Source organism: Atribacterota bacterium (assembly GCA_028717805.1).
Taxonomy (GTDB): Bacteria; Atribacterota; Phoenicimicrobiia; order Phoenicimicrobiales; family Stramentimicrobiaceae; genus Stramentimicrobium.
The window spans coordinates 46090-62497 of sequence record JAQUNC010000004.1; the positions used below are offsets into that span (position 1 = coordinate 46090).

Annotated in this window: 15 protein-coding genes; 4 read left to right on the forward strand and 11 right to left on the reverse strand. The window is 33.7% G+C overall.

Features of this window, described 5'->3' with window-relative positions; all coding sequences use genetic code 11:
* The first annotated feature begins 68 nt into the window (after window positions 1–68).
* From PHD84_01755 to corA, 4 genes are all read left to right on the forward strand, one after another.
* Window positions 69–1331 (forward strand): tetratricopeptide repeat protein, encoded by a 1263-nt coding sequence (locus tag PHD84_01755; GenBank protein ID MDD5636533.1) that lies wholly within the window; start codon window positions 69–71, stop codon window positions 1329–1331.
* A gap of 179 nt (window positions 1332–1510) precedes the next feature.
* Window positions 1511–2581 (forward strand): mechanosensitive ion channel family protein, encoded by a 1071-nt coding sequence (locus PHD84_01760; GenBank protein ID MDD5636534.1) that lies wholly within the window; start codon window positions 1511–1513, stop codon window positions 2579–2581.
* A 58-nt stretch (window positions 2582–2639) separates the two neighbouring features.
* Entirely contained in the window at window positions 2640–2918 is a 279-nt protein-coding gene (locus tag PHD84_01765) for a LapA family protein (protein MDD5636535.1), read from the forward strand.
* 45 nt (window positions 2919–2963) lie between these two features.
* Entirely contained in the window at window positions 2964–4025 is a 1062-nt protein-coding gene (corA, locus tag PHD84_01770; GenBank protein MDD5636536.1) for a magnesium/cobalt transporter CorA, read from the forward strand.
* A 29-nt stretch (window positions 4026–4054) separates the two neighbouring features.
* On the opposite strand, the gene PHD84_01775 is transcribed toward corA, so the two are convergent.
* The 11 genes from PHD84_01775 to PHD84_01825 form a co-directional block, all read right to left on the reverse strand.
* Window positions 4055–4726, reverse strand: coding sequence for a TrkA family potassium uptake protein (locus tag PHD84_01775; GenBank protein MDD5636537.1), 672 nt, complete (start codon window positions 4724–4726; stop codon window positions 4055–4057).
* A 39-nt stretch (window positions 4727–4765) separates the two neighbouring features.
* The gene (locus tag PHD84_01780) at window positions 4766–6112 is read right to left on the reverse strand and encodes a TrkH family potassium uptake protein (GenBank protein MDD5636538.1); all 1347 of its coding nucleotides are present in this window, start codon (window positions 6110–6112) and stop codon (window positions 4766–4768) included.
* A gap of 220 nt (window positions 6113–6332) precedes the next feature.
* Entirely contained in the window at window positions 6333–8243 is a 1911-nt protein-coding gene (gene feoB / locus PHD84_01785; GenBank protein MDD5636539.1) for a ferrous iron transport protein B, read from the reverse strand.
* The gene (locus tag PHD84_01790) at window positions 8240–8473 is read right to left on the reverse strand and encodes a FeoA family protein (protein ID MDD5636540.1); all 234 of its coding nucleotides are present in this window, start codon (window positions 8471–8473) and stop codon (window positions 8240–8242) included. Before PHD84_01790 ends, feoB begins: the two co-directional genes overlap by 4 nt.
* 40 nt (window positions 8474–8513) lie before the next feature.
* Window positions 8514–8960: a transcriptional repressor gene (locus PHD84_01795; GenBank protein ID MDD5636541.1), complete on the reverse strand. Its 447-nt coding sequence runs from the start codon at window positions 8958–8960 to the stop codon at window positions 8514–8516.
* A 143-nt stretch (window positions 8961–9103) separates the two neighbouring features.
* The gene (locus PHD84_01800; protein ID MDD5636542.1) at window positions 9104–9481 is read right to left on the reverse strand and encodes a GIY-YIG nuclease family protein; all 378 of its coding nucleotides are present in this window, start codon (window positions 9479–9481) and stop codon (window positions 9104–9106) included.
* Between the two features lie 106 nt (window positions 9482–9587).
* Window positions 9588–10508 carry an ARMT1-like domain-containing protein gene (locus tag PHD84_01805; protein ID MDD5636543.1) on the reverse strand — a complete coding sequence of 307 codons (921 nt, stop codon included), beginning with the start codon at window positions 10506–10508 and terminating at the stop codon, window positions 9588–9590.
* 85 nt (window positions 10509–10593) lie between these two features.
* Window positions 10594–11466 carry an Mrp/NBP35 family ATP-binding protein gene (locus PHD84_01810; protein ID MDD5636544.1) on the reverse strand — a complete coding sequence of 291 codons (873 nt, stop codon included), beginning with the start codon at window positions 11464–11466 and terminating at the stop codon, window positions 10594–10596.
* A 506-nt stretch (window positions 11467–11972) separates the two neighbouring features.
* Window positions 11973–12356 carry a DUF5320 domain-containing protein gene (locus PHD84_01815; GenBank protein ID MDD5636545.1) on the reverse strand — a complete coding sequence of 128 codons (384 nt, stop codon included), beginning with the start codon at window positions 12354–12356 and terminating at the stop codon, window positions 11973–11975.
* Window positions 12357–12712: 356 nt separating this feature from the next.
* Entirely contained in the window at window positions 12713–14869 is a 2157-nt protein-coding gene (locus PHD84_01820) for an aldehyde ferredoxin oxidoreductase C-terminal domain-containing protein (protein MDD5636546.1), read from the reverse strand.
* Between the two features lie 53 nt (window positions 14870–14922).
* Window positions 14923–16239 (reverse strand): cyclic 2,3-diphosphoglycerate synthase, encoded by a 1317-nt coding sequence (locus PHD84_01825; protein ID MDD5636547.1) that lies wholly within the window; start codon window positions 16237–16239, stop codon window positions 14923–14925.
* Window positions 16240–16408: the final 169 nt, after the last annotated feature.

The window sequence follows — 16408 nt, forward strand, 5'->3', positions numbered from 1 at the left end:
TTGATAATATTTTTAGAAATTAGCAAATCTTTGATTAATAAATCTTTAATCAGGAGATAGGGGTAAAAATGAAAAGATTTATGGAAACACCTTCTATTTATTTGATTAAACTGCTTATTTTTCTATTGATAATTTATTGTCCAGAAGTAGCTTGGTCTGAAAACCAAACAACTGAAAATAAATATTTTCAGGGAGTCCACCTTTTAGAGGTTGAAAAAAATTATGATGAGGCATTGAACATTTTTCGATCAATATTGGAGAGTAATCCCAATCATTCGGAAGCTCATTTTCAGATTGGTAATATCTATCGCCTGACCGGTCAGCCGGAAAAAGCAAAAATATATTATCAAAACGCCATTAACTTGAAACCAAATTATCTCTCAGCATACTATTATCATGGCATTGTTGAACTGGATTTAGAAGAATATACTAGCGCTCTGGAAACTTTCAAGGAAACAATTCGACTGGATCCGGAATTTGCCGATGCGCATTATAGTCTTGGTTTAACCTTTTTAAAGTTAGAACAGTTAGTTCAGGCCATTGATTCCTTTCAACAGTCGTTAAGGCTTAAACCCAATGATTTCCTATCATATTATGGATTAGGAATAAGTTATAAACAATTAGGTGAAACCGAAAAAGCTATAGAGATGTTAAACCAGGCATTGAATTTAAAACCAGATTATGGAGAAGCTTATTACGAGTTAGGAATGATTTATCGCTCTTTAGAACAAGACCAGGATGCTATTAATGCTTTAGAAAGAGCTGCTCATTATCTACCCGAACAGGCTGACCAGATTTATTTCCAGATTGCTATGATTCAGAAAGGAATTGAAAATTTTAACCAAGCCATTGAAACCCTGGAAAAAGCTATTCAGTATAATGAAGGATTTACTGATGCCTATTACTATCTGGGCTGGTTTTACAACTGGAATAGACAATTTGATAAAACTATAGCAGCTTATGAAAAGGTCATTTCCTTAGACTCCGACTATCCAAATGTTTATTACAATTTAGGTTGGGCTTACAGTGAAAGGGAAGAGTACCTAAAAGCAGTTGAAACATTCCAAAAGGCAATAGAAAAGAATCTGGTTGATACTGATTCTTACTATGCCCTAGGTTGGGTATATGGTAAATTAGAAAATTACAAAGAGGCAAAAAAAGCCTTTCAGGAAACAATCCGTCTTCAACCAGATTATGTCTATGCTCATTATGGACTGGGTATAGCTTATCTGGCTCTGGGGGAAAGAAGTATGGCCTTGGAAGAATATAAGATATTAAAGAATCTGGAACAGGATATTGCCGATTTGCTATTTGCTCAAATCTATCCATAGCTTTACCAGGTATTCAAGGGGGAGTCTTTCACTTGAGGATACCTAAAATCAGATAATGATACTCTATTGGAAAATTGTACTGAGTATATATTGTTCCTTATCCAAAAGAGCATTTAATGGGATTGAAATTTTTTAAATTCCGATCTTATATAGCTAAAAATACTTAGGGGAGAAAGACGATGTTTAACAATTTCTTTCAACAGGTTTATTTTCAAAACCGCATAATTGATTATATTATAGCCTTAGTGATATTTGTAATAGCTATATTGACTATTGTAATTCTTAAAAATTTTGTAATTAAAATATTAAGGGCTCTAGCAAGTAAAAAGACTGCTACTATTGATGATCGCTTTGTTGAAGCCTTTCGGAATAGAATCAAACCATTTATTAATCTACTCTATTTTGCCGCCTTTTACTTTAGTGTTTATCAGTTAAATATACCTATTATTGTAGAAAAATATTTTAATATAATTATTATTGCATTATTTATATTTTATATTGTTAAATTTATCATATCTATCTTTTCTTATTTTTTAGAAAACTATTGGATTAAAAAAGAAAGAGACTCTACCAGAATAACTGCTCTTAGAGGGATAGAAACATTTCTTAAAATCATAATCTGGTCCATAGCTTTCATCATTTTACTGGATAACTTGGGAGTACAGGTATCCGCACTTCTGGCAGGTCTTGGTATTGGTGGTATCGCTATTGCCCTTGCATCTCAAAATATTTTAGGTGATTTATTCAGTTATTTTATTATCTTCTTTGATCGACCCTTTGAGATTGGTGATTTTTTAAACATTGATAATTTTTCAGGAACAATTGAAAATATCGGTATAAAAACTACCCGGATTAGAAGTCTCGGGGGAGAAGAAATTGTTTTTTCCAATACTGATCTGGTTAATTCACGTTTACGTAATTTTAAACGTATGAAAAAACGAAGAGTATTGTTTAATTTTGGAGTTACCTATCAAACCTCTTCAGAACAATTAAAAGAAATACCAAATATAGTAAGCGAAATATTCCAGCGGATAAACGGAGCCAACTTAGATAGAGTACACTTTTCTTCCTTTGGAGACTTTAGTCTTAATTTTGAAGTAGTTTATTATGTAAATAGCCGAGATTATACTCAGTATATGAATATCCAACAAGAAATTAATTTAACGCTAAAAGAGGAATTAGAAAAAAGATCTATAGAGTTTGCTTATCCTACTCGAACTGTTTTTTTATCCAGAGAAGGCAATAAATAATATATATGTAACATTTTCTTATTTTAAATATTAATTGTAAAAAGAAAGGATTGATATTGTGCAGATTTTTCTGTTAATTGCTGCTTTGATTGCGGTTTTAGCAGTCATTTTTGCTTTACAAAATGCTGTTCCCATTACGGTAAGTTTTCTCTTTTGGCAGGTAGAAAGTTCTCTGGCTCTTATTTTAATAGTAGCTTTTATCGCTGGATTAATAACCAGTTTTTTATTTAACATTCTATCTGACATCAAAAGAACTAGAGCTACTGCTTCCCTGGAAAAACAGGTTGAAGAAACAAAAAAAGAGGTAATTACTGTTCAGGAAAAGGGGGACGAATAGTAGAGTTCCTTACTAAAAATCCTTATATTTAGGAAGTATTAATTGATGAAATCTCTTAAGAAAAGAAGCCAATTATCAGGGTTAAGCCCCGGTACACTGGTACATATCGGTGAAAAATTAATGGAAAAACCAAAAATTACCATTATAAATTACTCTCCTGATAAACTGGAAGAAAAAACACTGGAGACTATTGAAGAGTGTATTATTTATCTGAAAAGGCCTACCATTACCTGGATTAATATTGATGGTATTCATCAAGTAGATTTTATTGAACAAATTGGACAGTATTTCCATATACATCCTTTAACCCTGGAAAGTATTTTAAATACCACCCAGAGACCCAAAATTGAATATTTCCCTAATTATATTTACATTGCTTTGAAGATGATTTACTGGGATGAAACAAAGCAGGAATCTATAATAGAACATATTAGCCTTATTCTAATGAATAATACGGTACTTTCTTTCCAGGAAAAAGAAGGCGATGTTTTCAATTCTGTTCGCCAGAGAATTAGAAATATGGCTGGTAAAATAAGACAGAGTGGCTCTGATTATCTTGTCTATGCCTTAATTGATGCTATAGTGGATCAATATTTTTTAATTCTAGAGAAATTAAGCAACCAAACAGAATCATTAGAGGATGTCCTTATACATCTACCTTCTACCCAGAATCTTAAAATCATCCATCAAAGTAAAAGAAATTTAATCTTCTTGAGGAATGCAGTCTGGCCTTTAAGAGAAGTAATCAACAAATTGGAAAAAGAAGAGACTAATTTGATTCAGGAAAACACCAGAATATTTTTACGAGATGTTTATGACCATACTATACAAGTAATTGAAACGGTAGAGGCTCTAAGAGATATGGTCTCCAGTTTATTGGATATCTATCTATCCAGTATAAGCAATAAAATGAATGAGGTTATAAAGGTACTGACCATTATTGCTACCATTTTTATCCCCTTAACATTTATTGCCGGTATTTATGGTATGAACTTTCAATATATGCCCGAACTATCCTGGAGATGGGCTTACCCTGCTATCCTTTTTGTTATGTTTATCGTCGGATTGGGAATGTTTTTCTTCTTTAAAAAGAAGAAATGGCTATAAAACAAGTAGCATCTCTATCATTGATTCATTCAGTTTTTTTTCTCAGTAGCTTTAAATTTAGTAATTAGTTTGTCAATTTTCTTGTTTTCTCCCACTAATATCAGATTTTCATTTTCTGATACTGTATGTTTGGCAGTAGGTGAAAAAGTAAATTGATTACCACGACGGATAGCTAAAAGAGTTACTCCATATTTCCCTGGTAAATCTAACTCTCCTAAGGTTTTCTCACAAAAAACAGGCAGAGCAGCAATTTCAATAAGACTATAAAGAGGGGATAATTCCATCTGATTTTTAACATTAGGCATGATTAGACTTCTGGCAATTCGCATTCCTTCATCTCTTTCTGGATAGATTACCCGGTCTGAGCCTACTTTCTCTAATACCCTTCCATGTAGTTCGCTATTGGCTTTAGTAATAACATATTTCACACCGATCTCTTTTAGCATAATGGTTATTAAGATACTTGATTCCAAGTCTGGTCCTACACTAACAATAGCGGCATCGAAACTCTTTACCCCCAATTCCTTCAATACTTTTTCATCGGTAATATCAACTTTTACCACCTTAGTTAATATATCCTTATATTGATCTACCTTTTCTTCATCATTATCCACAGCCAGCACTTCATGTCCCAGCTCTACCAGTGTAGTAGCTACTGCTGATCCAAAACTACCCAATCCAAATACCACAAATTGTTTCATATTTATTTCCCCTTTTTAAATGTAAATTATAATTCAATTTTATCCTACCATTACCTGCTCTTTAGGATATTGAATAGACTCTGCTCGGCGATTAATTATCAAGGATAAGGCTAAAGTAAGTGGCCCTAATCTGCCAATAAACATAGTAAAAATAATTAGTATTTTGCTTATTGTGGAAAGATAGGTTGTTATCCCTGTAGAAAGACCTACTGTCCCAAAAGCAGAAATTACTTCAAACAATATTCTTATAAAATCAAAATCTTCAAAATAGGAAAGCAATAAAGTTATTATTATTATCCAGCTCATAGCAAGCATTAATATAACCCAGGCTTTATTTACTACTAATTCTGAAATTTGTCTCTGATATAAATAAAGATGTCTGCGTCCTTTTAAGGTATAATACATCCACAAAAAAGCCACACAAAAGGTAGTAGTTTTGATTCCTCCACCGGTTGAAGTCGGCGATGCTCCTATAAACATAAGCATAATAATTAGCAATAATCCTGCATTAGTCATACTTCCAATAGGAATAGTATTAAAGCCAGCCGTTCTGGCAGTAGTAGATTGAAAAGCCATACTTAATATCTTATCAGTAAGCGAGTAATTATGAATAGTTTTCACATTTTGATTTTCCAGAAAAAATAAGCCCATGGTTCCCAAAACAAGTAAAATAGTAGTCATAATCAGCACCAGTTTGCTGTGTAATGATAACCTTTGTTGTTTGGGAAACTCTATAAGTTCAGCCAGTACCAGAAAGCCAATCCCACCTAATACTATCAGAATAATAAAAATGACGTTAATTCCCCAATGTGAAATATATTTCTCTAAACTGTCACTAAATAAGGAAAACCCGGCATTACAAAAAGCAGATACGGCATGGAAAAAAGAAAGGAAAAAGGAAGAGTGATTGCTATTTATATTTTTCCAGTATGAATACAATAAGATTGTGCCAATTCCTTCCAGAAAGAATGAAAACAACAGAATATGTTTAGCAAGACGTACTAATCCGCCTATAGAGAATTGGTTGAGCGATTCTCGAATAATGAGGCGTTGTCGTAAAGATATCTTTTTACCCAGTAAAAAGGCAAACATGGTAGAAAAGGTCATAATACCCAAACCACCGATTTGAAAAAGAATCAATATAATCCATTGTCCAAAAAGGGTAAAATCCTTTCCTGTATCCAGTACGATTAATCCCGTTACACAAGTTGCTGAAGTAGCTGTAAACAGGGCATCGATAAAGGGTATTGGCTCCTCTCCTTTGGTGGAAATGGGAAGATAAAGTAAATAAGTGCCTATTATTATAACAATCAAAAAGCCCAGAACTAACATCTGGTTAGGCGTTAAAAAAGACCTTTTCTTCAATACAGAGTGCTTTGAATTCACTATTTCCTCAATACTGCCAAAATCTTATGTTAAATTATAACACAATTATTTCCTTATAAAAAATAATAGGCTCACCTATCTAATCTTTATGGTAAATCAATTTTATTTAACTATTATCTCTTTCTAAGAAGGTGATTTTCATGGATGAATAAATCTTTTTGTAGCTAATCCCTTTTATAGGTTTATGATATGATATAGATGATATATTACCTTAAGAACTTTAATATACCAAACGTGTTATCGTAGCTAATACGAGTGCAATTAGAAAGGTAAAGATAATTGTAAATAAGGTTCTTTTGCTGCCAATCTCTTTAACTAAAACAGCGATAGTTGCCACACAAGGTACATAAAAGAGAACAAAGATAGTAAAAGTCATGATTTGGGTTGCACTCATTACTGTACTAATATTGGTAACTCCCAGAGCTTGAATTAACATAACCATAGATAATTCTTTTCTGAGTACACCAAAGATTAAGGTTACCCCTACTGCTACCGGTAGTCCCAACAATAAAGTAACTGGTGATATTAGTTGATTTATAAGTGCTTCCAGGTGCCAGTGTTTTAACAGACTTAAAACAACACTACCAACAATTAAGAGAGGCCAGGCAATTACTATAAACTCTTTCATTCTTAACCATACTTTGGATAATAATATCTTTATTGAAGGTACATGGTAAGCAGGTATTTCTAGTATCATTCCAGGGGTAATTTCCGGCATAATATTAGAAAGAATTTTCCCAGCTATGGCAACAATCACAATATTAAAGACAAAGACAAAAATTGCAGCTTTCGGTCCAAGATAAAAGGCAACTAAACCAAAAATTATAGTGATCCGAGCTGCACAGGGAACCATAGTAGTTAGTATAGAAGTAATAAAACGATCTCGTTCTGATTCTAAAATTCTAGTAGCCATCACGGCTGGTACTGTACATCCATAGCCTAATATAAGAGGTATGATTGCCTTTCCATGGAGACCAATCCGATGAAGAAAGGAATCCATCAGATAGGCAACTCTGGGCAAATACCCGGTATCTTCTAGAAATGCCAGTCCCAATAAAAATGGAAAAAGGAAAGGGAGAACAATAGCAATACCTCCAGCCAGTCCTTGTATAACTCCATTAACAATATGGTATGGTAAAGTATCAGCGCCCAAAACTTGTTCAGCATAAGGCAAGAATTGATAAAAGAAATCCAGCAGGGGTTCTTCAAATAAGGCTCCTACATAGAAAACAAAATTAAAAAATAAATACAAGATAACTGTTAAAGAAACATAACCAAAAATAGGATGCATTAAAACACTATCCAGGTAATTTCTGAACTCTTTTTTCGGTTTAGAAAGTTTAACCACTGATTCATAAAGCTGCATGGATAGGTGGTGACGCTCAGAAGAAATTATCTCATCAGAGCTTCTATCACGGCATTTTTCTAACTTAAGTTGATAATCTTGCACAATTTTAATAAAATCTTTATCACTCGCCTTAATTTCATCAATAAAATGCTGATCATTTTCCAATAATTTTGTTGCCAAAAATCTATTGGTAACATTGAATTTTTTAGCATAATCAACTTTTTTTATATGTTCAGACAAATCTTTGATAACCTGTTCTACATCTTTACTAAAAGGCTGGAATTCACTTTTTACTGGTTTTTGCCCCATTTTATATGCAGTTTCAAATAATCCATTAAGACCCCATCCTTTGTAGGCTATAGCAGTCACTACTGGAACACCCAATAGGCGTGATAATTTATCAGTATCAATAATAACTCCTTTCGCTTCGGCTTCATCAATCATATTAAGACAAATTACTGTTGGCAAATTCAGTTCCAATAATTGCAATGTCAATTCTAAACCTCTACCCAATAGTGAAGCATCAATAACATTTATAATTACATCGTTTTCTTCTCTCAATAAATATTTCCGTGCTTCCAGTTCAGCCAAATCAAAAGAGGTTAGAGAATAAGTACCAGGCAAATCAACTATTTCACTGGTTATTCCCTGAAAAGTCATTTTGCTAAGGGTATAGGTTACTGTTTTTCCTGGAAAATTAGAAGTAATTGCTTTATATCCAGCTACATTATTAAAAATAGTACTCTTACCACAATTAGGCTGTCCTACCAGGACAATTTTCATGATTCTACCTCCACTAATATTTTTGCTGCAATTCCTCTACCTAAAGCAACCTGATTTCCATGTATATTCACCAAAACAGGTCCTCTCATAAAGCCGCATTTTTGTAATAACATTACATCTTCGGGATGAATCCCTAAACAGCTTAATCTCTGTCTGATGCCTAAACCACCCCTGATTCTTACAACTTTAACCTTGGAACCTGATTTAACATCTGTTAAATTTACTATCATAATTATTTGGACTCCTGACTATTTTTCTTATTCCTTTATCTTATATCTTATTCTTCAATTTTTCCCAGCAAGTGTGGCAATAACCCTTTATTTCTAAACGATGTTCAGTAGGAAGAAAAGAATGGTTCTGGCAAATATCGTTCTGTATCTTTCCCACTTCCTGGGAGGTAAATTCAATAATCCTACCACAGTTTAGACAAACCATATGGTCATGATGTGGCTTATTGTATATTTTTTCATAGACCACTTTTTCTCCACTATATAGAGTTTCAGTTATTAAACCACTATCAATTAATAAAGGGATAGTTCTATAAATAGTAGCCAGAGAAACATTGGATTTTTGTTTTCTAACTTGTTGATGGATATCTTCAACATGGAAATGATCCCGCAGTATGGCAATTGCCTTAAGAATCTCTTTTCTCTCTTTAGTATACTTTAAATTATTCCTTTTTATAAAATATTTAAATTGCTTTTCATAAATAGCCAATATATTCTCCAATTGTAATTGAATATCATTCTCAGTTACATTTTAACAAAGTATTTCCGTTTGTCAATATAAATAACTAACAAAATGGTTTAAAATTGAAAGACACAGATGGAAAATAAGTTAAGCCGGCAAGGGAATATTATTTAGTTATGATCTTCTAATAAGGAATAAAAGTTCTTTTTAGTCATTACTTGCCTTAACAAATCTAAATTAGAAACATTTACTCTGAAGAGATGGGATAGACACCGACAATCAGAAGAGCCAAAACCTTCTTTGACTACAATACCAATTCCGATCTGAAATATTTCCTGACTGATACTGCATTCGCATGGTTTTTGACTAATCCAAATATTGATAACCCTGATAGGAAGTCTAGAACTCAGTAGATAATCAATATGCCAAAATCTATTTTTTTTGCGAGTTAAATGCCTGAGGAGCCGTTGTTGAATTGATTTCTTTGCTGAACCGATATAAATATAATAACCTCTATTAACATTTACCCAACCAAGCTTACCAATCAACAGTTGTTTAAAATTACTAACATAGATTAATAGAATATAAGTAGAGCCAACTGCCTGCTCCAGAACTAAACTGGTTAATTTATTATCATTTTTTACCTGTTCTATCTTATTGTTTACCTTCGGCAGCCTCCATTGGAATATTATTTTCTTTAAAGTTGCCTTCTAAAATAAAATCACCAATATTGCAACCCACATGTCTGGCAATAACAGAACATTTGGCAATCAATAAAAAGAATAGAGGTTTATTTTCACCTGAAAGAGCTTCATAATTACCCTGTCCTTTACTGATAATCATCTCTGCTTCCTTAAAAAGGCGGATAAATTCAGGGGAACAATATTTTAAAACGACACCGGGACAATCAGCACCACAAGAAATTATATTAGCAAAATTGTTGATTCCACAAGAAATCGCATCATCTACTAAGGCGTCATTAAGCGCGGGTTTGCCTTTCACTACATAAATTACATTCTTATGATAATCATTGACCAGTAATTCTATTAGTATTCGATCAAATACTACCTCCCCAGCATTATCAGCAAGATAAAGGATAGATTGTACTTCTAATAAACGCTGATAAAAAGATTGATAATCAAAATGTCCTTTGAGACTGGTAGTCTGTAAATCAAAATTTTTATCTACTATTTTATCAATTTCATCAGATATCCCCTGGAAATCTTTCATACCAAAATCAATCACGTTTCCAGTAATTGCTAATTGTATTGCTGCCAGGAGCTGATTTTCTGATTCCTTTACCTTCATCTTTATATTCGGGTATATTTTTAATGCTAACTTATTGCTTTCTTCTTTGATTTCTTTATAAGGATCTTTTTTACCAGTTACTTTACTGACCATAGCATAGATTGCTCTTCCCATCTCTGCTGGTGAGGTATCCAAAGAGAAACCGGGAACTAACTCGGACAGTCGGTATAAAACATCTCTTTGCATTTCCTTATCAGCACCAGATATTCTAGCTGCTTTTAATGCCTGATAATAAAAACAGGGAATACAATCTAAATAAGTTCGCATTACTTTACTCTTCACTCCTGGATTGGTAATAACTAAATACTACTATAATTCTATTATCAATATCTATCTTAACATACTTTTTCACTCATTTTTGGATTTGAGTGAGAATGGACTGTACTATTTTCTCAAAAGCTTGTTTTGTTTCGCCCGTTTTATTACTACACATAAATGGCTTACCCTGGTCTCCAGAACTCACTATATCCATATCCAGTGGTATGGCACCCAGAAAGGGTACCTGAAAATCACTAGCTGCTTTTTCTCCTCCACCAGTCATAAATAAATCAATTTCGGCACCACAGTGAGGGCATCGAAAACCACTCATATTCTCAATTATTCCTAAAATAGGAATATTAATACCTTTTAAAAATTTAATACATTTTCGGGAATCTGTTAAGGCAATCTCCTGTGGAGTAGTTACAATAACACCGCCATCTAATTCAGGAATGAGTTGACAGATAGATAATGGTTCGTCTCCTGTCCCCGGGGGAGAATCAATTATTAAAAAATCAAGTTTACCCCAATTTACTTCTGCTAAAAGCTGCTTGATTGCTACTCCCTTTAAAGGTCCTCTCCATACCAAAGGAGTATCTGGAGATTCAATTAAAAAAGCCATAGAAGTAGCTATCAGATTTTTCCTAACTTTTAACGGATTAATGTGTCCATTACTGCCAGTTATCTTCTCTCCTTCAAATCCTAACATCTTGGCTATAGAAGGACCATGTAAATCTGCATCTAATAGACCAACCTGATAACCTTGGTCAGCTAAGGAACAAGATAAATTAACAGCAACCGAACTTTTCCCAACTCCTCCTTTATTAGACAAAACTAATATTTTATGCTTAATATCAGCCATATTCCATTTTAATTTATCAGCCATTTCCTGATTAGCTTGTTTCCTTTCATTTTTTAAGTTCTCCTGTTCCTGTTCAGTTGTTACTTTGTTGTTTATATTTGACATATTACATTTCCTCTTCCTTGTTTAATTTTTCTGCAATTTTTTACTTTCCCATTATTGCCTAATAAAAATTGGCATGTTATAAAATATTCTATTTAAGTTTAGTAAATTATCGCTCTCTACCCGATCAGACCAGTGACCTTCCCTGACCTTCAGTCAATTTTATCGCTAAACATCGTCGTTTAATTTACTCTATCTCAGCATATTAATTAACAAATAATTTGAAAAATTTGTTAAAATTATCAAAAATCAACAGTCATAAATTAAGTCTGTACTCAATGTAGTAATAGTACAAATGATACAAAAATATACCTCACTATCTTCTATTATAAACCCTTATGACAAGTTTATTAAGCTAAACGCTATATCCATCTTTAATGAGTGGCTCTGCAATAATAAAGAAGGATACTTAAATATGATTTTAATAAATATACTTTTAAAATAATTTAAACTAAAACCACCAGTAAGCAATTAATACTTACTGGTGGTTTTCTCGAAATTTATACTATTTACTCTTTAGTTTCTTTTTTTAACTCAGCTATTCTTTTGTTAACAGCTTCCAATTCAGCTTTGATGTCCTCTGCCTCTGTTTGAAGTAAGTCCATTTCCTGCTTGGAATCCATTGTTCCCTGATAAGGATAAGCGGAACTATAATATGGATAGGCTGGTGGTATCGCTGAATAAGCTGGATATACTGGATAACCTAAGAAGCCTGCTCTTCGGAAACCCCATCCTCGGCCAAATCCTCTGCCAAATCCACGACCAAATCCAAATCCGAAACGGCCACCCCAAGAATTGGCATAACCGGGAACAGGATATCCAGCACAATAACCAGCCGCTCTACCAGTCATTGGGCCTAAGCCGGCAGGACCTGTTCTATCCCCACCTGGCATAGTATTCACCTCCTTCTGCTAATAATAGCTATTAATGGCATTTAACTTTTTAACAATTACTACTTTTCCGAATAATTGGACAATACAAATTCTACTTAAATATTTTTATATCAGATTTCTTATTGATAATGATTGTCATTATCATATTATAATTGATCTTGCTTTTTGTCAAGTATTTTTAAAATAAATAAATTTAAAATTTATTACTAAATGTCCACTACATAGCAATAGAATTAGTATATTGTTTTGGTCAGTTTACTGAGAGAAAATAAAAAAAGAGAAAAGGCAGGAATTACTGCCTTTTCTCTTAAATAAATAAGCTTAAAATATCTTTATTTATTTACTTTTTATTATTGTTATTTATTATTATGATAATTCTGCCATACTGACAATATTTCTGGAAAATCTATTTGCAATCTTTTTATTGTTTCTAAGTTAGGTACCCCATTCTCATCCCAGCCTCTTCTCCGATATACTGCATCACATAATAATTCATATTGCTTTTCTCTAAATTTTCTTAATGCTTTAATTCTTTCCTGAATATCTTTCCCCTTTATATCATATTCCACTTCTTCCTGTAATTGCTTGTCATAGAAATCAGCGCGCGAACAATATTCTTGCTCTTTTACCGGACCCATGGCACGATAGGGAATGGCATCATGTTTTCTGGTACCATAACCCATCTTTAAATTAAACAGCCTCTGGAGGTTATGTACTGCCTCGGATTGACTGATTATATCTTCAGTAGATATTTTCTTACCGGTTATGCCTTCAAATAACCAGCAATAATTTTCCACATGTTCCGGTATTTTAGCTGCTGTAATACCTGAGTATTTTTGCTTATTATCAGCCGGTTCAATATCATTCCAGGGCAGTTTGCAAAGTCCAACCAGAGAAAACCAAGTCCTGAATAAGGGAAAATAATATAGTGCTTCTGCTTTATCTTCAAAGGTTGGAATCTGTTTATTTACCTGGTCCATAAAAATTAACCAGGATTCGTCATGTTGTGGACCCTTGTTGGCTATACCGTATCCTCCCTGTTGGGCTAGAGATTCTTTGGTAACATATTCAGAAAATTCCATACCTTTACATTCCATGCCAATATCTTCTAAAAAGTCCGGATCAGCATCAAAATTTTCTACAAAATATTTCTTACAGCGACGAATTCCCTGTCCAGCAATCTTTCCAAACTCCTCTCCTTGGGCAATTAGATGAATCAATTCTAAAAGAGCATCTCCATTCCCAAACCTCAAATCCAGACCGCCTGTTCTTTCCTGATTAAGAATTCCTCTATCATAACACTCCATCAAAAAAGCAATGGTGGTACTAACCCCTATGGTATCAATCCCATAGTGGTCACAATAAAAATTGGCTTCTAGAACTACATCAGGGTCAAAGCAACCACAGTTCCCCCCCATACCAGCAGCAGTCTCGTATTCAGGCCCATCGACAATTACTTCTTCGCCTTTTAAAGGACCTGTTTTTAATATAAATCTATCAACTGCATGGGAACAACGCAAATTGCATCCTACCCAGCAGGAATCTCCTGGCTGTTTCTGGGAAAACCGTTTCTTCCAAACCTGATTAAAGATTTTAATTGCTTGTTTATGCGAACCAAATTGAAAATTGTGTACAGGTAAACAATTATGAGTATTCATATGGTCAATAAGATTAATAGTGCCTGTTTGTCGCATTCCGTTTTGAACATCATCTAGAGAGAGAATCTCTTGGGTGATACGCTGACCTGCTTTCTTTAACAATTCAGGAGAGGCAGGATTATTAGTAGATCCAGTTATACCTTTATACTTAATGATAATTGCAACTATTTTTTTGTCTCTCAGTACAGTTCCTGGTCCACCCCGAGCAGCCTGTTTATAACGGACTTTCTCTCGTTTACGGTCATACCAGCTAAAATTTAAAATTCCTAATAAGGAATTTTCAGCTCCCTCACCAGCTGAAACAATACTGATATTGGCTTTATCCTGTTCATCCTCAGCAAAATACTCAGTCAATCTTTCCACTAATAAATAAGAATTCTTGTCTTCATAAGGATAAGTTTGGATAGTTAATTCTCCCTTATTCCCGTCTATAAAAATAATCACATCCTGTTCAGATTTTCCTTGAATCTCCAGCGCATCCCAACCGGAAAATTTTAAATAAGGTGCAAAATAGCCTCCGGCATTATTATCATTAGCACTGCCGGTTTCGGGAGAAAGGCTCACTACATGACTCTTTCCACAACCTGAATATTGAGTAATTCCACAGAGCGGTCCGGTACAGAATATTAACTCATTTTCCGGATCATTCCACCTTGTTTCTGATTTAACTGCTTGCCATAGATACCATAAACCATAACCTCGACCACCCGTTAAAACTTCTTTAATTTTTGGTGGAACCTCTTTAACCTCTATTTCTCTGTTAGATAAATTAACATAAAGAATCCTATCTGTATACCCTCTGTTTACTTTAGCCGGTTGATATGAAAATAGTTTTATTGTATGACCTTCTAGCATTAAGAACCTCCTTCAAGACAAATTTATATTCATGAATCATTATTTGTTAATATTTATGAAAATTTTTCTTTAAATATTTCTTTTAAATCAGGACTGCCAATCTCTTGTAATTCATATCTTACTCTAACATACTTTTTCTCAATATGCATCACTCTACTTAAATCAATGGGAGTTCCTATAATTACTAGCTCAGCAGTGCTATTATTAATGGTTTCTTCCAATTCTTTAATCTGCTCCTTTCCATAACCCATAGCTGGTAATAGCTTTCCTATTAATGGGTATTTCTGGTAAGTATCTTTTATACTGCCAACAGCAAATGGTCTCGGATTGATTATTTCTGCAGCACCATATTTTTGTGCTGCTACAATACCAGCACCATATTGCATCTCTCCATGTGTCAGGGTAGGCCCATCTTCCACCACGATCACCTTTTTACCTCTAATCATCTCATTATGCTCAACCTTAATTGGCGATGCTGCCTCAATCAATATTGCTTTTGGTGCTAATTCATAAATATTGTCTCTTAACTGAGTAATATTTTCTGGTCTTGCTGTATCAACCTTATTTACCACCACCACATCTGCCATCCTCAAATTAACAGCTCCTGGATAATAGGTTATTTCATGTCCCACCCGGTGGGGATCAGTAACAACAATATGTAAATCTGGCTTATAAAAAGGAATGTCATTATTGCCGCCATCCCAAACTATTACTTCTGCCTCTTGCTCAGCTCTTTTTAATATTTCACCATAATCAACCCCTGCATAAACAATATTACCTAAATCAATATGGGGTTCATATTCTTCTCGTTCCTCTATAGTGCATTGATATCTATCCAGATCACCATAATTCTCAAAACGTTGCCAGATCTGTTTACTTAAATCTCCATAAGGCATAGGATGCCTGATTACCACTACTTTTTTGCCCATTTCTTTTAATATCCTGGTTACCTTGCGGGTAGTCTGACTCTTACCACAACCTGTACGAACAGCACAAACAGAAACCAGAGGAATATTAGCTTGTAGCATAGTACTTCTGGGACCCATCAATCTAAAATCAGCACCCTTTGCTAAAACCAGAGATGCTCTCTCCATAACATACTGATGAGGTAAGTCACTATAGGCTAAGATAACCTGATCAACATGATATTTTTCAATTAATTCTGGTAATTCTTCTTCTGGGAAAATTGGTATCCCATCGGGATAAAGAGGGCCACTTAATTGAACTGGATATTTTCGATCAGCAATATCGGGAATCTGGGTAGCAGTAAAAGCAATTACCTTAAAATCTTCATTATTTCGAAAAAAAACGTTAAAATTATGAAAATCTCTACCAGCAGCACCCATTATGAGTATATTTTGTCTTCTCAACAAGAATCACTCCTTAATTATTTTATTTTAATTTTATTATTTCTTGTATAATAAATCAATGTCTTTTGCTAAACTATTCCTGGAGTATTAAATGAAAAATAGTTAATCTGGAATTAAATAAAAACAATCCACCTCATTTTCTGCTTAATGAGTAAATGAGATGGATTGT